A 24,629-nucleotide genomic window follows, 5' to 3' on the forward strand; every position below is an offset into this window, starting at 1 on the left:
GCACCCCCGAAAATTATTGTTGTCTTTTATTATACTTGATAAATCGAATTTTTTTTAAAAAAGTGTTGGACAAATACGAATAAATTTTGACAAAAGGTCTTAAAACAAACGCTCCAATACTTATTAAGAGTTTAAAAATTTGTCGAATGATAGCACTTATTAATCGTATGATGAACCACAGGGGTCTCCATGTTATATTCACCAAAACCCTTGCGACGAAACGTAAAAAAGTTTGAAAAAACGTTTGATACAAAAAAATTCCGGCTATTTGCGCTAGCGGGTCATAAGCCCGCCAAGCGCCATCTTTTAGCCAAAATAATAAATAGTATGTCAGGCCACCGAGCAGAATCCAGGTAAGAAGTTCAAATACCATCATCCATCTTCGAAGGCTTGACCTTTTTGGAGTTGAAAAAACAATGAGCCTTACACTATCAATAATGAACCCGACTGCTATACCGCTCAAAACCATGACTAATAATTGAACAAATTGTTCACTAACAATCATCCAAACAACTTATGAAGGAAACCTTTCGAGAAGCCACTTTCCTCCTCGTCGTACTGCAAAGTTTTTACAGTTCCTTCAAGCGTCAATAACCCTTTGTCAACATCTAAATGAACGATATGCAGTTCTTCTCCACGGATTAACAAATGCCCTTGGGACGTCTTGATGAAAAACTCTTCCTGATCAAAGCGTTCAATTGATTTTACAGAAGTCATGTCCATTCTTTTACGATTACGAATCGTTAAAATATGTTCTCCAGATGGAATTGTGTAACGGTTACTTTCTTGATGTAGCGTCATTTTCTTCCTCCTTTAGTCGTCCTAGCTTCTGTTCACTTTATGCGGACAACCTTAAAAGCATGACAACTTTATTAAAGTTGCTACACTTTTATCTCCAACATTTATAGCAAAAGCCTAGCGACAACTTCAGAAGTCTCCTACATTATTGTTAATGAGATGCCGTTAAGTTTAATTAGTCCTCGTCATCAATAAATTCAGGCTCAACTTTTTCAAGACGCTCTTCCTTCAAAATAGTAAACATTTTTGCGGCATCTTCTTTTTTCACAGTATCACGTAATTCTTCTACACGTGCTGTCACAACTTTTTGTCCAAAACGAATGGCTAGCTCGTCGCCCGCTTTAACAGTACTACTAGCTTTTGCGACCTTACCATTTATCGTAATACGGCCTTGGTCTGCTACTTCTTTCGCTAATGTACGGCGTTTAATTAAACGTGATACCTTTAAAAATTTATCTAATCGCATATTTTTACTCCTTTTCTAGCTGCTTTGCTTCATCCCAGAAAGCATCTAATTGTTCTAATGTATAATCAGAAAACGGCTTTCCGCTTTCCTTTACCTTTGCTTCCACATAGCCAAAGCGTCTCGCAAACTTCTCATTGGCATGTAACATAGCTTCTTCTGGAGATAGCTTGTAGAAACGTGCTAAATTCACAAGTGTGAACAAGACATCTCCAAATTCATCAAGACGTGACGCATTTGTACCTTTCGTCACCTCATTACGAAATTCCTGCCATTCCTCCGTAAACTTGTCCCATGCTCCCTCTACATCAGGCCAATCAAATCCTACCTTTGCAGCTCTTATTTGATAATTATATGCTGTTTGTAGAGCAGAGGACGCCCGGTATTCCTCTTTCAATAGCGGCTTATCACTTATACCCTTTTCTTCTGCTTTTATAACTTCCCAATTTGCTACAACACCCTCTGCATCTTCCACCGATACATCTCCAAATACATGCGGGTGTCGACGAATCATTTTTTCGCTTATTGAAGCCAATACATCTTCCAATGTAAAGTAACCTTGATCTTCTCCGATTTGTGCATGAAGGAATACTTGTAATAGTACATCTCCAAGCTCCTCGATCATCGCAAAGTCATCCTCTGCATCTACTGCTGCCAAATATTCGTGTGCTTCTTCTAGTAAATATTCTTTCAGTGACTCATGTGTTTGCTTTTGATCCCACGGACAGCCATTCGGACCTCGTAAAACAGCAATAATTTGACGGAAAGTTGTCCAGTCTCGTAAAGCGTCCTCTTGTGATTTCACAGGCGGCACATATACCGTTGTTAAATTGTCCACCTCAACGCTTTGGTCGAGCTCATAAAGTGGTACCGTCACTAATTTTTCCTGTGACGAGCCCGCTGCTGTAACGACTGTAATAGGGTATTCGTCATCGTATTTCTCCATTAACGTTAGCTTTACTTCTGATGCACTAAATGTATCATATACTTGAGCTATTAAAATATGTTGACGCATGTTAATGTCATGCATAGAAAAGCTAGTGCCATCCAGCAGCTGAAAACCCTCAATTGGGTTGATTTTTAATGCGCCAAATATTGGATCTAAGAAGCTTTGCCCACCTTCAATGACTAGTTTTACTTTTCCCTCATCCGCAGCGGCAATAAGCAATTGTACAGTCTGCTCTGCGACAAGTGGATGCCCCGGTACAGCGTACATAACATCTTCATTTGCTGTAGCGGCCACAAGCTTTTCTGCAATTTCCTCATACACAGGCTGGAACGAATTATGTTTTTCATAGACTGCGTCAAAGCTTTCAAATTGTAAGCCCTCAGCTGATAATTCTTCTAATACAGGATGGTCCACTGTACGAACATATAATTTTCTAGCCGCTTTTAGTTTTTTATAGACACCCATTTGCAACTGGTTAAAATCACCCGCACCCAAACCAATAACTGTTAAAGTATTCAATCAATCCACCTACTTCTTTCGATTTAACCATAATTGATAAACTGCCATTTTGCGCCCAAACGGTAGTAAGTACCACTCCTTTTCGACTAGTACTCGTAACTTAGCAATTATGGTGATCATTACAAACGCTCCTAAACACACGGCTGAAAAACCTGCTACCACTGCGACAAATCGAGGTGATAAAAATTGGTTTAACAACGATGGTATAAACTGTAGCCAAACTAGCACTACAGCTGCCATACTAAGTGATGCAATTCCAACTTTTTTGTAAAAATTGGCTGGCGCTAATTGAATGGCAGTCATTCTTTTTAAATAAAAAATAAGCATTAGGGCAGTAAACAAAAGACCTACATTGTTAGCAATAGCCGCACCTAAAACACCAAATAAATCAATTGTCAGCACATTCAATATTATTTTTAATATAAAACCTATAATCAAAAATAAAGCCGGCTTTTTTAATTTCCCATAGCCTTGCAAAATAGCTGTAAATGTCAAAATAATCGACAACGGCACAATTTGTAATACATATACCATAAGTACTCCCGACAGTGCATCTGTTTTAAAGAGCATGGCATTAATATAAGGCATAACGAGTATTAAACCTAGAGATGCTGCCCACCCAAATAATACAGACGCTTTATACGTTAGTTGAATAAACGGAATCGCACTACGGCCTTCCTGTTTTTTGGACATATGCGCGACAAGAGGCACAATAGCAAGCGAAAGTGAAGAAGCAATGACAACTCCGAGCTGTACCAACGGCTGCCCACGATCATAAACACCTTTTGTTGCCTTAGCTACAGTCTGATCCATTCCACCTTCAATTAATAGTGAATAAATTGTAAAGGAATCAACTAGCTGATAACCAAGTAACAATAGGCCACTCATGCTTACACTTAAACTCAGCAATGTAACCTCTTTAATAATCGGAAAACTTTCGATACGTCGCTGTTGTTTCTTATCATTAAATAGACCAAAACGTTTTTTAAAGATAAACACAAGTAATACAAAGCCTACAATTTCACCAATAACTGTACCTATAATAGCCATTTGTCCAGCACTATATAGTGATTCTGTCGTCTTCATAATGATAAATGTTCCTGCTATAATGACAGATACTCTCACAGCTTGTTCAAGGACTTGCGCATAAGCAATTGGCTCCATTATGCCTCTTGATTGGAAGCCGCCCTTTAAAATAGCATGAGCTGGCATGACAAGTACTATAAATGAACCCGTCCGTATTAAAGGTGCAAGTTGAGTATCTCCCATGAGCTGTGCAATTATTTCAGCACCACTAAATAAAGCAACAAAAAACAACAACGATAGTACTGTTAAATAACGAAAAACAATACGCATAATACCGCTTCGTTTCTGATTTCTCTCTAGCGGGTCTAAAATACAATCATTATCTGCAAGCATTTTAGAAATAGCTACTGCAAATCCACTAGTTGTCCATACGACGAAAATGGATATAACCGGATACACCTGCTGATAAATATAAAATCCTTCATCACCAACAAGATTTTGAAAAGGCACACGATAAATTGCACTAAGAACTTTCACAATAAGAGCAGCAATTGTAAGTAAGGCTGCGCCCTTCATGTAGCTTTTCATGCCAAAACGTTCCGACATAAATTGCCCTCTTTCCTTCTTTAACAATGCCAATAGTATAGCATATCTCAAAAGTTTGACGCGCGCGGGTAGCACTACCATAAAACTATGTACGAAAAAAAAGTTATTGTTCAGCCTAAAAGGTCAGCGCAATAACTTTCTATTCTCATCAACTATTCATTTGTTTAGCTAAGAAGTTAGCAGCAGTTTCTGCAACTTTCACTTCAACCTCACCGATAAAATGTACCTTAGACAAAACGATAATACAGCCAATCGGATCACCATTTACCATAATAGGCGTTGCACAATAAGACTTCACTTGCTCATATTGTCCAGGAACAATCTCGATAGTTGTTTCCATTTTTTCTATTTTTGTTGAACGCTCGTCCATAAAAGTTTCCGCAAAGGATGTAATACGACGATTAATATACTCTTTCTTACCGATTCCTGAGACAGCAATTACTTCATCTCGGTCGGTTACAAATGCTGGAGTACCTAACGTTTCATATAATGTTTCTACATATTCTCTTGCAAATTCCCCTAAATCATTAATTGGAGAATATTTCTTTAAAATGACTTCACCTTCACGGTCTGTATAAATTTCTAGCGGGTCACCCTCACGAATACGCAGCGTCCTACGAATTTCTTTTGGAATAACCACACGCCCTAAATCATCAATACGACGAACAATTCCTGTTGCCTTCATTCTTAATCCTCGCTTTCGCTACAATGAAATTTTTTTCAATTTTAGTATGGTTTTTTATGAAGCAATCTATGCAAAAACTGAAGAAAAAGGATTTCACACCCAATAATATTTTTCAAAAAAGCCCTAAAAGCCTAAGCAATTGTGCTTCAAATAATTTTACATGTAGAATTTTTATCTTCAATCAACTTATCTTAGATTAACCATAAAAATAAATTTTATAAAAAATCATAAAAAATTTTTATCAAGAAATAATAATAATTCAATTTTTACCATTACGTCAATAAGGCAAAAGGACGTTTATCACAAAGGAACTATCATAAAAAGTGATACTTTTACCCTTATTTTCCCTACTATCTAGCTCCTGTGTCTCAATTTTTGATGTTGCTTTCTAAGGAGTCACACAGTCTACAGTCCAATCATCCAATGAAGATAAAGCGCCACAACATTCACAAAGATTTCCTTGTAATTTTTTGTTTTTCAACAATAAAAAGCTGATCATTATCCGAGAGAGATAAGATCAGCTTTTCTTCTATTATCATTTTTTAGCGTTAGCAATAATATGCATCATTTCTTCTAGAATATCAAAGGGTTGATATTTCCCAGATTTTCGTTCATCAATTGTTAATTTCAATTGCATACCATCCATACCAAAACCGACAGCACGTTCAAATTTCATGGATTCTCCCACAATTTTACTGCCATCAACTTGTCCTGTACCTTCTTCAGACAACAGTATTGTGATGATTTTTTGCTTTTCTTTTACAGACAATACACCTACACCTAAGCCCCATACCTTCATACGTGCAATTCGCAGTAAGCGCTCTGTTTCAATTGGAAGATCACCGAAGCGATCTTCTAATTCCTCCATGATCTCGCTGTGCTCCTCCTCTTGATCCATTGCTTTAATACGTTTATACATTTGAATTTTTTGATAGCCGTCAGGAATGTATACATCTGGAATATACGCATCAACACTCAATAAAATTTCAATGTCAGGCTTCTCTTCTTTTTTCACACCTGTTTGGCGCTCAGCAATCGCCTCTTCCAGCATTTGTGAATACAAGTCAAAACCAACAGAATCAATAAAGCCATGCTGCTGCGCTCCAAGAAGATTACCAGCACCACGAATAGATAAGTCACGCATAGCAATTTTAAATCCTGAACCTAACTCTGTAAATTCTTTAATCGCCTGCAATCTTTGCTCAGCTACATCAGTAAGAACTTTATCACGTTGATACATAAAGTAAGCATATGCCACCCTATTAGAACGCCCAACACGCCCACGCAATTGATAAAGCTGCGCTAAGCCCATTCGATCAGCATCGTGAACGATCAATGTGTTAACGTTTGGTATATCTACGCCTGTCTCAATAATGGTTGTCGTTACAAGCACATCATAGTCACCTTCTAAAAAGGCTAGTATGACAGATTCTAATTCTGATTCCGTCATTTTGCCATGTGCATGCCCAATACGCGCTTCTGGGACAAGCATTTGAATTTCATCAACCTTGCGAGCCATATCTTCTACACGATTGTATAAGTAGAATACTTGCCCACCACGCGCCATTTCTCTCTCAATAGCTTCCCGCACTAATGCACCGCTATGCTCCATTACGTAGGTTTGCACAGGGAAACGGTTTGCTGGCGGTGTTTCAATTACCGATAAATCGCGAACACCTACCATCGACATATGAAGTGTTCTTGGAATCGGAGTTGCCGTTAGCGTTAATACATCAACATTCGTCTTTAGTTGTTTAATTTTTTCCTTATGTGTTACACCAAAACGTTGCTCCTCGTCAACAATCAGCAGTCCAAGGTCTTGGAATGTTAAATCTTTAGATAAAATCCGATGCGTTCCAACGACAATATCAACTTGCCCTTCTTTTAAACCCTTTAACGTCAATGTTTGCTCTTTTTTTGTGCGGAAACGAGACAAGAGACCTACATTAATAGCAAAGTCTTGGAATCTCTCACGAATCGTTTCGTAATGCTGCTGCGCTAAAATCGTTGTCGGCACAAGGAAAGCTACCTGCTTGCCATCTTGAATTGCTTTAAAGGCAGCACGAATCGCTACCTCTGTTTTACCATACCCTACGTCTCCGCACACAAGACGATCCATTGGACGCTCACGCTCCATATCACGTTTTACTTCGATAATCGAACGTAGCTGATCCTCTGTTTCTTCATAAGGGAAAGAAGCCTCGAAATTGCGCTGATCGTCGTTGTCAATCGCGAATGCATGGCCCTTTTCTGCTTCACGTTTCGCATACAGTTTAATTAAATCATCAGCAATATCTTGCACAGCTGAGGATACCTTTGCTTTAGCCTTTTTCCACTCTGCTCCACCTAATTTATGTAGCTTTGGTTCTCGGTCTTCAGATGCTACATATTTTTGGATTAAATCTATTTGCTCTACTGGAACATATAACTTATCATCTGCGCGGTATCGAATGTGTAAGTAATCTTTATGTGTTCCATTTACATCTAATGTTTCTAAACCTATATATTTCCCAATACCGTGATGGACATGTACAACATAGTCGCCAGGTTTAATTTCCGTATAGCTTTTAATACGTTCTGCGTTCGTCATCTTTTGAGGACGTGCTTTTTTCTTCACCTGTTGTTTAAATAGTTCATCCTCTGTGACAATCACCAAGCGTTGTAGTGGGAATTCAAAGCCACTAGATAGTGATCCATCCACAATATAAATACCCGCTTCTGTCGGATGACCAATTGTCGTATGAATATCATATTCTTCAAGCATTTGCTGTACACGCTTAACACGATCTTTATCTCTCGCAACAATTAGTACTGTAAATTTACCAAGTAGCCAGCGTTCAACCTCACTTTGTAATAATGACATTTGGCCATGAAATTGCTGCATTGGCTTACAAGAAAAGTTCGTCGTCTTATTAAAGGATACACCCGCAAATGTTCGGGAAAATAATGAAAAATATAGTTTTTGCTGAGACAGCATTGCTAGAATTTCTTTCAAAGAGAAAGCTGGCTTTACATCATGCACCATTTTCCCTTCTTCAATCAGTGATAAGAACCATTCATCCTCTTCACGCTCCCAGGCATCCATAACCTCCTGAATACGTCCGAGCTCATCAAACAGCACAATGCCATCATGTGCAAAATAATCTCCTAAATATGCTGTTTTCTCATACAGTAATGAACCATACTTATTTACGTAGTCTGGTAAATTCCCTTGCTGCAACATTTCAATATCATATTGAATATGCTGATACAGTAACTCCTTAGTCTCCTGCTTTTTGACTTTCTTTAAGCTTGTCGCTAACGCAGCTTCTAAACGACCTGCCAACGCCATTCTTTCTTCCTTTGTCAAAATAACTTCTGATGCAGGTAGGATACGAATCTTCTGCAATTTATCAATGGAACGCTGATCGTCAGCAGAAAATGTTCGGATTGAGTCCACTTCCGTATCAAATAATTCTATACGAATCGGCGCCTCTAAATATGGTGGGTAAATATCTAATATGCCACCACGTAACGCAAACTCTCCAGGTGTTGTCACCATCGAATTACGTACGTATCCCATTTCTACTAATGTTTGTAGACATTCATCAATTTGAATATCTTCGCCTACTGCTATTTGTAAAAAATACTGTAGCCAATGCTCTTTAGGCTGCATCATTTTGCGTAAGCCCGCAACTGGTATCACATAAACAGCTTTTTCACCTCTAGCTAGGCAATCAAGTGTTGCGATACGCTCAGCACGTAACTCTGGAGAGGCAACAGACAAATCGGCAGCAATAAACTCATCGGCAGGATAATAATGAACATGCTCCTCACCTAAAAGTCCTGCCAACTCGTCAACCATTTTTTGTGCCTGCAATAGATTAGGAGATACAATATAAATAGGTTTTTTTACATATTCAAATAACGCATCGACCATTACCGGGCGCGCGCTTCCATTTAATCCTGTAATAAGCTGTGCTGCAGAATGACCGCTCTGAATTTCCTGTAAAAATGATGTGATATGTTTATCCTGCATCACAAGCTGTCGTAAAACTTCCAATATCAAAAGCTCCTTTCAGCGCATAATTCTATTCGCCATTACTAGTAATCTAGTACTATAATACGCATCTTTATTTTATATTTATCAATGGAAAAAGCTTTGAACGCACGTGATGTGCGCCAAAGCATCCTTCCAATTATTGAATCCATTTATTGAGTGCGTGATAATCTGGATATTGTTTCAGCGAATCCTCACATTGCTCACAAATGCAGTGCACCGTCGTGTGACCATGCTGATCTTGCTCAACATAATCATCCGCTTCACCCAATTCGAAAATATGTAGTTTTCGAATTGTATCATCTGCATCAAATGGTAGTGTTCCTATTTCTACTTCACAATGCCGACATCGATAGCGAACTGACATCTCCAAATCATCCTCCTTTAAGCAACTTACTACTTAAAGTATAGACATTTCTAAAACAGATTATGCACTTCCAATTTTGCCTTAGCGCCATTTAGAATAGAGAATAGTTTTTGCATTGTGTTTAAGACTATACTATATATTTAATTAGCTGTAGTCGCAGGAAAAAACATTTTAATCGTCATCCTAGACAACTTTAATATCCATACTATACTTTAACTTATTGTTACCCGTTAAAGTGATTCATCACATCAAGAAATGGCTTTGAAAGAGATCCTTCTACAGCATTTACACACTTTTCAACAGCTTCGCCAACAATAGCTTGATCTTCTTTTGGAAATTTTGACAACACGTAATCTGCTACCTTCATGCCAGCTGGCGGGCGATTAACCCCTACACGTATGCGATTAAATTCTTGTGTGCCTAAATGCTGAATTAATGATTTAATACCATTATGTCCACCCGCACTTCCTTTTTGACGCAGGCGTAATTTACCTGTTTCTAAATCTAAATCGTCATAAATAACAATTAAATCTTCCACATCAATATCAAAATAGTTCATAAGGGGCCCAACACATTCCCCCGATAAATTCATATATGTTAAAGGCTTAACAAGTAGAACCTTTCCTTCAGGACGATGTACCGTTGCATACATACCATTAAACTTTGAATTAGTTAAAGGTGCACCCCATTTTTCAGCTAATGCATCGATAACATCGAAGCCAATATTATGTCTTGTATGCTCATAAGGTTTACCTGGATTTCCTAAACCAACGATAATTTTCATAAGTACCCCTCTTCTTTCAAATCTAGTAGTCATTATTTTACCATATCATGCGCTAAGAAAGCAGTTTGTACAATTTTTGAAAGTAAAAGTTCAATAATGGTTTGATATTATTTGAAATCCTCAATTCAACCATACATATTATCGTAACTAAAGATGCAAAAGCTTACATACGTACGAATAACGTCTCCCATAAATATCGATTTATTAAGATGCAAAAGGCTACTAAAGAGGGTTTTAGCCTTCCTTAGTAGCCTTTCCTTAACATATATTTTTACGCTTGTTCCTGTGCACTTTCTGCCGTTTCTTCAACAGTTGTAGCTGGGGCCATAATTGTTACCAATGTATGATCATTTTCACTGATCATATCAAAATCAATCGTATCTCGAATATCAGCTACCGTAATTGTTTCACCAATTTTAAGTTCGGTAATATCAACTTCAATAGCTTCTGGTATATCTGCTGGCTTTACTTTAATTTTCACATCTAGGTTAGGTTGCATTAATATTCCACCTACACTAATACCAACTGACTCTCCAACTAGTTTAATAGGCACTTCAGCCTCTATCGCTTCGGACATATTGATTGCTAAAAAGTCGATATGATTTAATTCATCTTTCATAGAGCATTGTTGGATTTCTGACACAACAACATTCACTTTTTTCCCATCTAACTCCATTGAAAACAAACCGTTTTGCCCATTCTTTTGAATGGATTTTCTGAATTCCTTCGCTGAAATAGAAATTGGGGTTGAATCTAAATTATAGCCGTAAATAACTGCCGGAATGGCTCCCCCTTTTCTAAGTTGGGTTAATGTCGAACGATGCCCAGCTTCGCGCTTTTTAACACTTAATACTGTACTCATATCTATCTTCCCCTTCCAAGAAAAATTATTTACGCCTTATTATAAATGTCACTTTGAAATTCAATAAAATTAATGACATTTGTTAAGGCTATTATAATATTTACCTCTATTTTGGTTCATCATCATAACGTGGGGTTGATTTCCGTTCCAACTGGACGCTTTCCTGGGGGCGTCCGATGAGCCGCTTGGGCAAACAGATGTTTTTTGCGCGAAAGCGTAGTGCTAACGTAGCGGCAGCAGCACGATGTTGGTCACGAAGGCGTTATCACAGGATGTGATGCTTTTCGCCTTCGTTCCTCTATCGCTGATCCCCAAGGAGTCGCCCAGTCTCCACTCCAATCAACGTTTTCATATAAAATACGTTTTAACAAAATGTATCCCCAACTTTAGGCGATAAACTTCTTAAAATAGTGTAAATATTATTAAGTCACAATTATCATTATACCCTTTTATAAGAAAATTCAAACAAAAGAAACCTAGAAAAAGGACAAATCTACTTGCAAACGTAGATTTGTCCTTAATAAGCCACATATTGGGGCTCGTTTATATATATTAATCAAATAGAGTACTTACAGATTTATTTTCATAGACACGAGAGATTGCATCTGCCATCAATTTAGCTACTGAAAGCTCAGTAATTTTTGGAGATTTTTTTTCTTCAGGAAGTTGGATTGTATTTGTTACAACTAACTCTTTAATCGAAGAGTTTTCGATACGCTCGATTGCTGGTCCTGATAATACTGGGTGAGAGCAACAAGCATAAACTTCTTTCGCGCCAGCTGCACGTAATGCATCTGCGCCGATTGTAATCGTACCTGCAGTGTCAATAATATCATCAATCAAGATTGCCACTTTACCATCAACATTACCAACAATGTTCATTACTTCTGCAACATTCGGTTTTGGACGGCGCTTGTCAATAATTGCAATAGGTGCTTTTAAACGTTCTGCCATTTTACGAGCACGTGTTACACCACCATGGTCTGGGGAAACAACAACGATTTCTTCTTCTGGGATACCTTTTGATTTGAAGTGATCAGATAATAAAGGCACTGCCATCAAGTGATCGATTAAAATATCGAAGAAACCTTGGATTTGTGGTGCATGTAAATCTAAAACGATAACACGTGTTGCACCAGCTGTTTCAAGTAAGTTTGCTACTAATTTAGCTGTAATTGGCTCGCGCGCTTTTGCTTTGCGGTCCTGACGAGCATAGCCATAATAAGGCATTACAACGTTTACTGTACGAGCAGATGCGCGTTTTACAGCATCTACCATAATTAAAAGCTCCATTAAATGTTCGTTTACAGGTGCAGAAGTAGACTGCACGATAAACACATCACAACCACGAATACTTTCTTCAATGCTAATTTGAACCTCTCCATCGCTGAAGTGCTTAACAGAAGATTTACCTAATTCAACACCCATTTCTTGCGCAATTTCTTGAGCAAGTGGATTATTAGAATTAAGTGAAAATATTTTTAATTGTGAGTTTGCATAATGATACGGCATGATGGCCTCCTGTTTAGTTGATAATTATTTTGAGTTTAATTTGCTTACATAATTCGGTTTGTTTTCTTGTCTTGCACGAGCAATTGCAAGTGCATCCTCAGGAACTTCTTTTGTAATTGTAGATCCTGCAGCAATAAATGAACCTTTTCCAACTTTCACTGGCGCTACTAAGTTAGTATTACATCCTACAAATACATCATCTTCAATAATTGTTTGGAACTTGTTTTTTCCATCATAGTTTACTGTAATGGAACCACAGCCAATATTGACATTACTTCCTATTTCGGCATCGCCAATATAGCTTAAGTGCGATACTTTCGTGTCATTACCTAGTTTACTTTTCTTCACTTCTACAAAGTTACCAATTTTCACATGGCTACCAATATCCGAAAGTGGTCGAATATTCGCAAACGGTCCAATAGCAGTGTCTTCCGCTACAGCGCTTTCACGCACAACAGAAGAATGCACAGTTGTTCGGTCACCGATACGGCTATCTATGATTTGTGTGTTAGGCCCGATTATACAATCTTCGCCAATAACAGTTGTACCTTCAATCATAGAACCTGGCTGGATGACAGTATCACGACCAATCATTGCGTCCACGCTAATATATGTTGCTTCTGGATTAATAATTGTGACTCCGTTACGCATATGCTTTTCATTAATTCTTGTACGCATTAGCGTCTCTGCTTGAGACAGAGCAACACGATCATTGACACCAAGTGTTTCTTCAAAGTCTTCCGTTACATATGCTTCAACGACATCGCCTTGTTTTTGTAAAATTTCAATCACATCAGGTAAATAATACTCACCCTGTGCATTGTCGTTTTTCACAAGCTTTAATGTCTCAAATAACGCTTTATTATCGAAGCAGTATGTGCCCGTATTAATCTCTTTAACTAATTGCTGCTCTGCTGAAGCGTCCTTTTGCTCAACAATTTGCTCCACTTGTCCATTGTCGCCACGTAAAATACGACCATAGCCTGTTGGATTTTCAGCAATGGCTGTTAAAATAGTTGCCTTAGCATTCTTTGCTTGATGATGCTCGAACAAAGCTTGCATCGTTTCAGGGCGAATAAGTGGTGTATCGCCACAAACAACTAATGTTGTCCCTTCTTCGCTAGCTAAAATTGCCTCAGCCTGCTGAACAGCATGAGCTGTCCCTAACTGTTCAGCCTGTAAAACATACTCGCTTTTATCGCCAAGCTGTTGTTTCACATTTTCTGCACCATGTCCTACAACCGTTACGATGCGATTCACATCTAACGTTTGAATGTGATCCACCACATGTTGTACCATTGGCTTCCCACATACTGGATGGAGCACTTTATATAATTTGGACTTCATACGTGTACCTTGACCTGCAGCCAAAATGACAGCAAAAATGTTGCTCATCTGTAAGTCCTCCAATACGCTCATTTTCTCTTATGACTATATAGCAAAATCCATCTATTTTCAAGGCATGTTGACTTGACAAAAAGATGAATTTCTAAATCAAATGCACCTTATGCTCGAATGTTAATATGTATGTCGTAAAACTGCTCATTTTCTCTTATTCTCAAAATAAAAAGAACTCTCCAATTAAGAAGAGCTCTTATTATTTACTTTCACCATAACTATAAATTAATAGGTCAATTATGCCTCGGCATAATTGTGTCCGGAGGTTTAACTTCTTTCCGCGGATGTTTGGACACCCGCGGAAAGAAGTTGATTTAACATTTATTACCCATTAACTATACACCAATTCCTTCTAATTCTTCTGCATTGTCCGTTGCTTCGGTCTCGCTTGAATTATGGTACTCGTTTAAAATAATCTCCTGAATTTTATTACGAGTAGTAGAATTAATAGGATGCGCAATATCTCTAAACTCACCGTCTGGCGTTCGTTTACTTGGCATAGCAACAAACAAACCTGCATTGCCATCGATCACACGAATATCGTGAACTACGAACTCATTGTCGAGTGTAATGGAAGCAATCGCACGCATGCGACCATCCGTCTGTACACGACGTAACCTTACATCAGTAACTTCCATTTTCTCACCACCTCTCTTCTTAGATGCCTAAATAAAAATATAATATTCTTTATTACCGAATATTTTCCTTTATATAGTCTATCAAATTTTCTAAAAAATTTGAATACTTATTAGTATAATTTTTCCTTTTATATACGTAAATTTTGACAATTGTTTGTCGGTCGCCCTCTACGATGTTGCCTTTCAGTTTGGTAATACTTTTAGGAGTTTTATCAGCGATTTGCTCCTTATCGGCGATTGTTGGGGTTTTATCAGCGGTTTTTCTATTTTTATCAGCGATTATTGGAACTCTATCAGCGATTTCACTACTTTATCAGCGATACTACTTGTAGTTTTGAATATTCACTTCGCCTTGGCGTAATTGTTGTTGCTGTCACTTCGTTAACACTTCGCTTTCGCACAGAAAACATTGCTATAAAAAAAGCCCACTAAAAGAGCTATTCATTTCTCTTCTAGTGAGCTTAAAAAAATTTCTTATTTAACGATGGCAATAACTTCAATTTCTACTCTCACATCTTTTGGTAGACGTGCAACCTCTACTGCTGAACGAGCTGGCTTATGATCACCAAAGTGGCTAGCATATACTTCATTCATTGCAACAAAGTCGTTCATATCCTTCATAAAAACGGTTGTTTTAACAACATTGTCTAAAGATGTCCCAGCAGCTTCTAAAACTGCTTTTAAATTAGCAAATACTTGATTTGTTTGAACAGTGATATCGCCTTCCACTAATTCACCTGTCGCTGTTAGTGGAATCTGACCTGAGCTATAAAACATGCCATTTACAATAATTCCTTGTGAATACGGTCCGATTGCTGCTGGTGCATTTGTTGTTGCTACTACTTTCATTTGTCATTTCCCCTTTTTGAAAAATAGTTACCTTCACTTAATGCAATTGTACGGTCTTTTTCATTGACCTCATGAAGCTTCACTAATGAATAATAATCATCTACTAAAGTTTCATCTGCATGCTCAGCCTCTACAAGCACAGCAATACCAGCTAGCTGACAGTCAAACTCCTCTAATAGATTTTTCATGCCATTCATTGTACCACCGACCTTCATAAAGTCGTCAGTAATAAGCACTCGTTGCCCACTCTTCATGCTTCTTTTTGATAATACCATTGTCTGAATTCTTCTGGAAGAACCAGATACATAGTTGATGCTGACTGTAGAGCCTTCAGTTACCTTACTATCTCTTCTGACAACAACAACTGGTACATTTAAATGTCTTGCTATCGCATGGGCAATAGAAATTCCCTTTGTTGCGACAGTCATTATGACATCAATTTGTTGATCAGCAAATGCGGATGCAAATACCTTTCCAACTCGATTAATTAAATCTGGATTGCCGAGTAAGTCCGTCATAAATAAATAACCGCCTGGCAACAAACGATCTGAATGCTCAAGCTCCGTCTTTAAATCCTGAATAACTAAACGGACCTCAGCCTCGGACATTTTAGGAATATACTTAACTCCTCCTGCAGCGCCCGGTACTGTCATCAATAACCCGATTCCTTTTTCTTCGAAAGTTTCTTTTACAATCGTCAAATCTTCACTAATGGAAGACTTTGCAGATTGATATAGTTCAGAAAAATAAGTTAGCGGGATCAGCTGATGTGGATGTTCTAGTAAATAGTACGTCATATCAACTAGTCGTTCACTACGCTTCCATTTCATGCGACCCTCTCCTAAACACGAATATTTATAGGTAAAATTAACATAAATTTGCGGTTTTAAGCAAGCGTATTTCGCTCGCCTAAAATCCGAACAGCATATACTTCTTCGCAAAAACCACGTAAACCATTATAAATGCGGCTTACTCGAGCTTCACTATCCACTAAACCAAACACCGTCGGACCGCTTCCACTCATTAATGTTGCATCTGCTCCGAAGCGCTTCATCTGTTCTTTTAACATCACTACTTCTGGATGTAGCTTAAATGTTACAGTTTCTAAAACATTCCCTAACGATGCACATAATAGCTCATAATCTTCCGTTTCAATAGCACGTATCATTTGCTTCGTATTTGGATGCTCTAACCCTTCAACCTTTAATCCTCCATACACCTCTGCAGTAGAGACACCTATTTTAGGCTTAGCTAAGACTACCCAACAGTTTGGTGGTGCTGGCAATTCCTGAATTTTTTCTCCACGCCCCGTTGCTAATGCTGTACCACCGTAGACACAAAACGAAACATCTGAACCAATTTTCGCACCTAATTCAGCTAACTCATCTATAGATAACCCTAAATTCCATAGCTCATTTAAACCCTTCAGTGTCGCAGCGGCATCGCTACTTCCGCCTGCTAATCCTGCTGCAATTGGTATTTCTTTTTCTATAGTTATGGATACACCTTGTCCAATGCCGTATGTATCTTTAACTAGACGCGCTGCCTGATAAGCAAAATTTCGGTGATCATTTGGCACAAAATTATCAGTCGAAATTATTTCAATTACGCCATCTTCTCGAGATTCCAGACTAATACGATCAGCTAAATCCACAGTTGTCATGACCATCTCTACTTCATGATAATTATCTGGTCTTTTATAAAGCACATCTAATGTTAAATTTATTTTTGCAGGCGCCTTTACATAAAGCATCTTTCTTCCTCCTTATAGCTACACTTATCAATTACGCATTGGCGCAATTGGCTGACGCTTCGCCTTCGCACAGATCAACATTGCATCCGGATTTTAAATTGTAATTAGGTCTGCGTGATGACCAACACGATGTCGGCCATTTCGGTAAAACCACAAGACTTTTAAGCTTTTACCAATGCAGGTTAGTAAGCCTTCTATGGAGTTAGGCTAACATCCTACTTGTCCTTTCAAAATCCGTGACATTTAGAATTACACTCTCACTACCTTTAGATGTAGGAGCCTTCTGTAACTGTTACAAAACATCAGTAGCTGGCGTTCACTTCGCTATATAAAACATTTTCTGAATGAAGATAAACCTGTCGTTCATCTTTCACAAGATTATTCATTTTATTTTACCATAATGGGAAAGCGAAAATGGAAAAAAAGAACCGTATACCCCTATTTGGTGTAACGGTTCTCTCTCGTCAGTTGTGTTGTTGTGTTTACAGGGCGTTTTCATCCCTTCGAAATGAAGTTCTAAAAAAATAAGTGGTCTATTTTCACAAAGAGGCTACTTATTATGCTCTTGCTCATTACTTGCTCTTTCAGCCATTTCGATGGCACGTTTGACCATATTACCAGCGTCTCGAGCTTTAATGCCGCCCCAGCCTTCTCGTTGCACAACATCATAAAATCCAAGCTCTTTAGCGATCTCTTCTTTTAAACGAGGTGACATGATACCTTTTCTAGGCATATAAACTCCTCCTTTAACAACTGACGAATTTAGTATGTCCCAGAAAACGCAAAACACTCATGTATTACATACATGAGTGTTTCGAAATATAGAAATAAGTACTAGAAACTATTTTGCGATAGCAGCTTTTGCTTCGTCTAAAAATGTAATCTCTACTGCTTCAGTTAAAATATCTGTGTAGCTATACGATACGCGCTTGCACGTATTGTCTTCTTGATCAAGCTCAACCACAAAGATAGCGCGATATGTCTCACGCAATACCCCTGCACACTCGATCGTTTTCTTGCGACCTCCGTTTGCTTTTAACTGCAAACGTTTACCCAAATGACAATCCAACGACTTTTTAATGTCCGCTAAAGTTTTTGGCATTTTCGCTTACACCTCACTATTTATTAGTATAAGCGATCCGCCCAAAAATGTCAATAAAATATAATATTTTATCAGCCTATTATAAATGTTGTCAACTTATTTTTCATAAAAAGACCATATTTTTTTACGTATACTCAAAAAAGTTAACAAAAATTTTTTACTTTGCAAATGTAGGGTATAATGTATCGGCTAATTTTCCAAACTCTTGAATGGTTAGGGTCTCTCCTCGACGTGTTGGTTCAATATTTACTGCTTTTAAAGCATTCATAATTTTTTCTTTGTGTACCTTACCATTTGGTAAACCTGCTTGTAAATTATTGAAGATTGTTTTTCGTCGTTGTACAAACGACGCGCGAGTAACAACAAATAAAAAATCCTCATCAATCACTTTTACTGGAGGTTCATCATGTTTAATAAGACGGATCACTGCAGAATCCACATTTGGCTGAGGCATAAACACAGTTTTCGGTACCGTCATGGCAATATCAGCCTTTACATAATATTGAATCGCAATTGATAAAGAACCGTACTCCTTCGTTCCAGGTTTAGCCGTAATACGATCTGCTACCTCCTTTTGCATCATGACAACAAAACCGCGAATTGGCAAACGATCATTGAGTAATTTCAATAAAATCGGAGTCGTCACATAATAAGGTAAATTCGCTACAACCATAATATCCTCAATACCTGGCATCTCTTCCTGAATTACCTTAGCAACATCCGCCTTTAAAATGTCTGAATGTACAATAGTCACATTATTATATGGGCTAAGTGTGTCTTCTAATACAGGTAATAATCGTTGATCAATTTCAAAAGATACAACCTTTTTTGCACTTCTCGCTAAATGCTCTGTTAACGCTCCAATGCCAGGACCAACTTCGATTGCACCACTATTTTCAGTTAAATTTGCATGACTAACAATATTTCGTAAAATGTTCGGATCTATTAAAAAATTTTGACCTAAGCTTTTTTTAAATGAAAATCCATATTTTTTTAAAATTTCCTGTGTTCTAATTGGTGTTGCAATATCCTTATGCATCGTTTTCCTCCTGATCTAACTGTGCGACTGCCGCACCAAATTGCTTTTCTGTGATTTGAAACATTTTTAATCTTTTATGAAGTTGTTTACCGTTTGTTGTACCAATATTCAAAATTCCCCCAAGATGATCACGACGAATTTTCGCCTGTGGATGGCCAATTAAACGTGCCGTCATTAAATCTTCGAGCGTAATGTCATCAGTGGTTGGTTCAACATCATTAGGGGTATAAACATGTCGTAGTGCATCGCGTATATCTTCATCTGCTGCATGCTCAATACCTAGTCCTTTACCGTTTTTCGCAATTGTTTTAGCTTTCGGTAAAAAAGCGTGTTTTACACCTTTTACATGCTCCTCGATAATGGCACGAATTCGCCGTCCTGGATAATCTGGATCAGTAAAAACAATAACACCTCTTTTATCCTGTGCATGTTGAATTCTCTTCAGTGTTTCCTCTGAAATAGCCGATCCATTTGTTTCTATTGTATCTGCTTGTACAGCTCGCTTAATAGCTGTTGTATCATCTTTTCCTTCAACAACAATGATTTCTTTTATTTGCAAAAAGGCTCCTCTTTTCTACCTTATCTTCAGACCATTTTACAACTGCACTGTACTATTGTACAGAAATACACGGCTATTCACCTTCTTATAATATTCTCCCTCGACTTTGCTATTGTTGACACTTCACTTTCGAGCAGATTGTGCAGTTACCGTTACAGCTTAATTTATGTATATATAGCTATGTTCTATCCTCCAGTACAACTTACTGAAAAAGATAAAAAGCTTTCCCGCCAGTCAAAACAGGAAAGCTACTAATAGTGAAAAACATATTTGATTAATTTTACAATTTTTTTAATTTAATACTTTTATACGTACTTTCTTTACTCCCCAATTACTAGCTTGAGATTCAGATTGTACAAGTATGTCGATCCGATTACCCTTAATTGCACCACCAGTATCCCCTGCTATAGCTGTTCCATAGCCTTCAACCCAAACTTTTGAGCCAAGCTTAATAACAGAAGGGTCTACTGCAATTACTTTCAACCCAGATCCTGATCGTAAATTAATGCCAGTGGCAGATGTCCCCGAGCAGCCACTACAATAAGCTGTATAGGCTGTTGCCGTTACATAAAATTCTTTACCGCTAGCTGGCTCGGATGAACCACGAGATACAGTCGCTGCACTAGCTACTACAGTTTTAGTACCTACTGCAACTACTTGCTTTTTCGGTTCTTTTACAACTTTTTCAGATTGTAGATTTTTAGCTACAACTTGGCCATTCTCTTTTACGACTTCATATGTTTTAGTCATTAAACCTTGTTGACCTGCTGTTACAACTTTTTGTTTTCCCTTTTGCAATGAAGCATCCTGCTTCTTTTCAATTGCGAAGTCTAAAGAGTCTTCCACTACATCGATAACCTTTTCTACGCGAACTACTGTGATTTTACTCTGCGGAGTGATTACGTCCTTCAGGTTATTTTCGACACGATCGAATTCATTAAGTTGAATTCCTTGTTGTTTTAAAAAGTTAGCGACCGTAGTCGAAGTGGACCATACTTGTCTTTCGTTAACGCCATCGACAAGCGATACTTGAAACGCTTTTTGAATATCGATCTTGTTGTCTGCTCCTATTTCTGTATCTAGACCTTGTACTAAAGAGTCATGGTCTGATACTTCAATATTTGCTTCTTTCAAAATGTCTTTCACTTGTGTTTCAGTTGTCCAAACTTTTGACTGATTTCCATCAACTGAAATTGTTACTTCTTTTGCCTGTTCCCATGAAATTGCTAATCCATTAGCAATTTTGGTGTTCAGAGAGGGTGTTATTTTATCATGCTCTGCTACGTCTATATTTTGATCTTGTAATAATTGTTCTACAGTTTTGGCATGTGTTGTTACTTCGATTGTTTCACCGTTCGCATCAAACGTTACGGTTTTTTTAGTACCTTGATAAAGTACAAATGAAATTACAGATACAAACAGGACAAGTGAAATAATTCTTATCACTGTTTGCTTACTCCTCAATGATCCTAAGAACAAGTTTTTCATGGAATTATTTGACATGAAAAAACGCCTCCTTAATACAAAGTTGGATTATACGTACTAGATTTGGCACTGTCAACCCGAATGTATTTCTAAGAAAATTGACATCACCTTTTTAGCCAACTACAAACTCAGTATTGGAGGCATCTCAGCTAGTTAATTGTCAATCCTAAAAAAATTTTTCGCATTGGCTGTCGTTACCTGTGCAATTTCCTCAATCGTTAATCCTTTTAAACGAGCAATTTCTTCTGCAACTAATGGCACTAAAGCTGGCTCATTACGTTTCCCTCGATATGGATGGGGCGCTAAATACGGTGCATCTGTTTCGATCATCAAATGCTCTAAAGGTATTTCTGTCGCCACTTCCTTCGGCATTCGTGCATTTTTAAATGTCACCGGCCCACCAAGACTAATCATAAAATTCATAGCAATACATTCATGTGCGGTTTCCACACTGCCACTATAACAGTGCATAACGCCTCCCACGGAAGCAGCATTTTCTTCACGTAAAATTTGTACAACATCTCCAGTTGCATCCCTGTTATGAATAATGATTGGTAAATTCAGCTTTTGCGCTAAATGAATTTGCTTGCGGAAAAGTGCTTGTTGGACATCTTTCGGGGATTTATCCCAATAGTAGTCCAATCCAGTTTCACCAATACCCACTATTTTTGGATGTGCTGCTAATTCCTCAATCCAATTTAAATCATCTTGTGTACAATCAATGGCGTCAACTGGGTGCCAGCCAATGACACCATAAACAAAATCATATTGTTCAACCAGTTGCATTGTTTTTTCAATAGTTTTGCGGTCAAAACCAACAACAACCATTGTTTCTACTTTGGCTTCAAGAGCTCTATCTATAACCTCTTGTATGTCTTCTTCATACTGATCTGCATTTAAGTGTACATGTGTATCAATGAACATCGTCATTCTCCTAACATAGATTTTATTAAAAATTATTATTTCATATTTTGCGTAAGTGTTACAAATTTGTTACAAACAATTTAGTATTATAACATTTCACACAATCCCAAACACCGCGTTTGTTACTATATACCTAAAAAAACCTATTAATTACTCTGCATAAATTATTTCAAGATAATAAACTACTCATTTTATACGCGGATTTTAAAAGCCTGCTGAATTTTTTGCATTCAGCAGGCCTTCCTAAAATTTTTTTACTTTACTTTTGCACCATTCTCTAGTTTTGGATCAACCGATGCTAATTTTAAAATTCCATCTTTTTCACCAGCTAGAATCATTCCTTGCGATAATTCACCACGTAATTTAACTGGCTTTAAGTTAGTGACTACAATCACTTTTTGACCAATTAATTCATCAGGAGAATAGAACTTTGCAATACCTGAAACTACTTGTCGTTGCTCATATCCAAGATCCACTTGAAGCTTTAATAATTTGTCTGCTTTCGGAACATTTTCACACGCTGTTACAGTAGCTACACGTAAATCAATTTTCATAAAATCATCGATAGTAATTTCAGGAATTTCTGGAATTCCAGCATCTTTTTGCTCATCTTTTGCTTCTTCCTCTTGTGGAGTTTTCACTGAACCACGCATTTCCTCACGAATATACGTAATTTCAACTTCACTCTCTAAACGAGGGAAAATCGGAATCCCTTTTTCTACCACTTTAATGTTTGCTGGAATAGTATTGCCGAATGTTTCAATTGTTTCCCATGCTAATAATTTGTCATCCAAGCCTAATTGTTCAATAATTCGTTTGGGAGTAGATGTCATAAATGGTTGTAACATGACAGCAATTTGGTGTAGACTTTCCGCCAAATTTCGCATAACAGCGCCTAATTTTGGCTTATCTGACTCCTCTTTTGCTAGTACCCATGGTTGAGTTTCATCAATATATTTATTTGTTCTTGAAACAAGCGTCCATATGTCGGCTAATACGACACTAAATTGCATTTTTTCCATACTTTCTTCATATTTAATACGTACCGACTCAGCCTGCTCTTTTAAAGCTGCATCAAACTCTGTCGACTGAAGATTTTCAGTTGGAATAATGCCGTCGAAATATTTATTAATCATTGAAATAGTACGATTCAATAAATTACCTAAATCGTTTGCTAAGTCGAAGTTTGTGCGCTCAACAAAAGATTCTGGTGAAAATACACCATCAGAGCCGAATGGTAACTCGCGCAATAGGAAGTATCGTGTCGCATCTAAACCATAACGCTCTATTAACATTTCAGGATAAATAACATTGCCCTTTGATTTAGACATTTTACCGTCTTTCATCATTATAAAACCATGGGCAAACACTTTTTTAGGAAGTGGTAAATCTAGTGCCATTAAGAAAATTGGCCAATAAATAGTATGGAATCGAACGATATCTTTACCAACTACATGTACATCTGCCGGCCAATATTTATTAAATAATGTTTCATCTTCTGAAAGATAACCTAATGATGTTATATAGTTAGTTAAGGCATCCACCCATACATAAATTACATGCTTAGGATCTCCTGGAACTTTAATGCCCCAATCAAATGAAGTTCTTGAAACAGATAAATCTTCTAGCCCTGGTTTAATAAAGTTATTAATCATTTCATTTTTTCGAGATTCAGGCTCAATGAATTCAAGGTTTTCTTCATAATAAGCTAAAAGACGATCTGCGTATTTCTTCATATTAAAGAAGTAAGATTCCTCTTTAACTTTGTGAACTGGACGACCACAGTCTGGACAGTTACCATCTACTAATTGTGTCTCAGTAAAGAATGATTCACAAGGTGTACAGTACCAACCTTCATACTCACCTTTATAAATATCACCATTATCTAAAAACTTTTGGAAAATCTTTTCGACAGTTTTCGTATGACGCTCTTGCGTTGTCTGAATAAAGTCATCATATGAAATGTCCATTAATGCCCAAAGTTTTTTCGCAGCATCTGCAATTTCATTCACGTATTCTTGTGGATGTTTGCCCGCTTCTGCCGCTTTTTCTTGAATTTTTTGCCCATGCTCATCCATTCCAGTTAAAAAACGTACATCATAACCACGTAAACGTTTATAACGTGCAATTGTATCTGATGCTACAGTTGTATACGCTGTACCAATATGGAATTTCCCACTTGGGTAATAAATAGGGGTTGTTATATAGAATGTTTTATCTTGTTCGCTCACGAGAACTGCCTCCATTGTTTCACAGTATACTATCTATTCTA

The 24,629-nt window shown here is 37.6% G+C and carries 23 protein-coding genes; all 23 read right to left on the minus strand.

All coding sequences use genetic code 11. The annotated features are described in order from the left end of the window. Positions 1-13: 13 nt before the first annotated feature. A complete protein-coding gene (yabQ, locus tag ABH968_RS23285; RefSeq protein ID WP_370047875.1) occupies positions 14-505 on the minus strand; it encodes a spore cortex biosynthesis protein YabQ in 492 nt (163 codons plus the stop codon). Beyond that, positions 502-801 carry a sporulation protein YabP gene (gene yabP, locus ABH968_RS23290; RefSeq protein WP_004229167.1) on the minus strand — a complete coding sequence of 100 codons (300 nt, stop codon included), beginning with the start codon at positions 799-801 and terminating at the stop codon, positions 502-504. The genes yabQ and yabP overlap by 4 nt, the downstream gene beginning before the upstream one ends. Before the next feature lie 172 nt (positions 802-973). Continuing rightward, complete coding sequence (locus ABH968_RS23295) at positions 974-1,264, minus strand: RNA-binding S4 domain-containing protein (protein ID WP_053485331.1); 291 nt, start codon at positions 1,262-1,264, stop codon at positions 974-976. 4 nt (positions 1,265-1,268) lie between these two features. Continuing rightward, complete coding sequence (yabN, locus tag ABH968_RS23300) at positions 1,269-2,729, minus strand: bifunctional methyltransferase/pyrophosphohydrolase YabN (RefSeq protein ID WP_370047878.1); 1,461 nt, start codon at positions 2,727-2,729, stop codon at positions 1,269-1,271. 9 nt (positions 2,730-2,738) lie between these two features. Next, a complete protein-coding gene (locus tag ABH968_RS23305) occupies positions 2,739-4,361 on the minus strand; it encodes a putative polysaccharide biosynthesis protein (protein WP_370047880.1) in 1,623 nt (540 codons plus the stop codon). Positions 4,362-4,509: 148 nt separating this feature from the next. Continuing rightward, complete coding sequence (spoVT, locus tag ABH968_RS23310) at positions 4,510-5,046, minus strand: stage V sporulation protein T (RefSeq protein ID WP_370047881.1); 537 nt, start codon at positions 5,044-5,046, stop codon at positions 4,510-4,512. Between the two features lie 535 nt (positions 5,047-5,581). After that, positions 5,582-9,088 carry a transcription-repair coupling factor gene (mfd, locus tag ABH968_RS23315; protein WP_370047882.1) on the minus strand — a complete coding sequence of 1,169 codons (3,507 nt, stop codon included), beginning with the start codon at positions 9,086-9,088 and terminating at the stop codon, positions 5,582-5,584. Positions 9,089-9,224: 136 nt separating this feature from the next. Continuing rightward, entirely contained in the window at positions 9,225-9,452 is a 228-nt protein-coding gene (locus ABH968_RS23320) for an anti-sigma-F factor Fin (RefSeq protein ID WP_370047883.1), read from the minus strand. Positions 9,453-9,675: 223 nt separating this feature from the next. Further along, positions 9,676-10,236, minus strand: a complete 561-nt coding sequence (gene pth / locus ABH968_RS23325) for an aminoacyl-tRNA hydrolase (protein ID WP_370047885.1) — start codon at positions 10,234-10,236, stop codon at positions 9,676-9,678. Positions 10,237-10,507: 271 nt separating this feature from the next. Next, entirely contained in the window at positions 10,508-11,098 is a 591-nt protein-coding gene (locus ABH968_RS23330) for a 50S ribosomal protein L25/general stress protein Ctc (RefSeq protein WP_370047887.1), read from the minus strand. Positions 11,099-11,650: 552 nt separating this feature from the next. Further along, the gene (locus tag ABH968_RS23335) at positions 11,651-12,610 is read right to left on the minus strand and encodes a ribose-phosphate diphosphokinase (protein WP_370047888.1); all 960 of its coding nucleotides are present in this window, start codon (positions 12,608-12,610) and stop codon (positions 11,651-11,653) included. Positions 12,611-12,634: 24 nt separating this feature from the next. Continuing rightward, the gene (glmU, locus tag ABH968_RS23340; RefSeq protein ID WP_370047889.1) at positions 12,635-14,005 is read right to left on the minus strand and encodes a bifunctional UDP-N-acetylglucosamine diphosphorylase/glucosamine-1-phosphate N-acetyltransferase GlmU; all 1,371 of its coding nucleotides are present in this window, start codon (positions 14,003-14,005) and stop codon (positions 12,635-12,637) included. Positions 14,006-14,343: 338 nt separating this feature from the next. Next, entirely contained in the window at positions 14,344-14,646 is a 303-nt protein-coding gene (gene spoVG / locus ABH968_RS23345; protein WP_370047891.1) for a septation regulator SpoVG, read from the minus strand. Between the two features lie 474 nt (positions 14,647-15,120). Then, positions 15,121-15,495, minus strand: a complete 375-nt coding sequence (locus tag ABH968_RS23350; protein ID WP_370047893.1) for a RidA family protein — start codon at positions 15,493-15,495, stop codon at positions 15,121-15,123. Then, on the minus strand, positions 15,492-16,325 hold the full coding sequence (purR, locus tag ABH968_RS23355; protein ID WP_053485319.1) for a pur operon repressor: 834 nt from the start codon (positions 16,323-16,325) through the stop codon (positions 15,492-15,494). The genes ABH968_RS23350 and purR overlap by 4 nt, the downstream gene beginning before the upstream one ends. A 56-nt stretch (positions 16,326-16,381) precedes the next feature. Beyond that, positions 16,382-17,248 carry a 4-(cytidine 5'-diphospho)-2-C-methyl-D-erythritol kinase gene (gene ispE / locus ABH968_RS23360; RefSeq protein WP_370047894.1) on the minus strand — a complete coding sequence of 289 codons (867 nt, stop codon included), beginning with the start codon at positions 17,246-17,248 and terminating at the stop codon, positions 16,382-16,384. A gap of 550 nt (positions 17,249-17,798) precedes the next feature. Next, the gene (locus ABH968_RS23365; RefSeq protein WP_053485317.1) at positions 17,799-17,981 is read right to left on the minus strand and encodes a small, acid-soluble spore protein, alpha/beta type; all 183 of its coding nucleotides are present in this window, start codon (positions 17,979-17,981) and stop codon (positions 17,799-17,801) included. Positions 17,982-18,089: 108 nt separating this feature from the next. Then, positions 18,090-18,350 (minus strand): biofilm formation stimulator Veg, encoded by a 261-nt coding sequence (veg, locus tag ABH968_RS23370; protein ID WP_370047895.1) that lies wholly within the window; start codon positions 18,348-18,350, stop codon positions 18,090-18,092. Positions 18,351-18,507: 157 nt separating this feature from the next. Beyond that, entirely contained in the window at positions 18,508-19,389 is an 882-nt protein-coding gene (gene rsmA, locus ABH968_RS23375; protein ID WP_370047897.1) for a 16S rRNA (adenine(1518)-N(6)/adenine(1519)-N(6))-dimethyltransferase RsmA, read from the minus strand. Next, positions 19,382-19,948 carry a ribonuclease M5 gene (rnmV, locus tag ABH968_RS23380; RefSeq protein WP_370047899.1) on the minus strand — a complete coding sequence of 189 codons (567 nt, stop codon included), beginning with the start codon at positions 19,946-19,948 and terminating at the stop codon, positions 19,382-19,384. The genes rsmA and rnmV overlap by 8 nt, the downstream gene beginning before the upstream one ends. 291 nt (positions 19,949-20,239) lie before the next feature. Continuing rightward, complete coding sequence (locus tag ABH968_RS23385) at positions 20,240-21,451, minus strand: resuscitation-promoting factor (RefSeq protein WP_370047901.1); 1,212 nt, start codon at positions 21,449-21,451, stop codon at positions 20,240-20,242. 135 nt (positions 21,452-21,586) lie between these two features. Next, the gene (locus tag ABH968_RS23390; RefSeq protein ID WP_370047902.1) at positions 21,587-22,357 is read right to left on the minus strand and encodes a TatD family hydrolase; all 771 of its coding nucleotides are present in this window, start codon (positions 22,355-22,357) and stop codon (positions 21,587-21,589) included. A gap of 254 nt (positions 22,358-22,611) precedes the next feature. Continuing rightward, positions 22,612-24,588, minus strand: a complete 1,977-nt coding sequence (metG, locus tag ABH968_RS23395; protein WP_370047904.1) for a methionine--tRNA ligase — start codon at positions 24,586-24,588, stop codon at positions 22,612-22,614. Positions 24,589-24,629 lie beyond the last annotated feature (41 nt).

Origin of the sequence: Lysinibacillus sp. RC79, from assembly GCF_041262405.1 — a bacterium.
Lineage (GTDB): Bacteria > Bacillota > Bacilli > Bacillales_A > Planococcaceae > Lysinibacillus.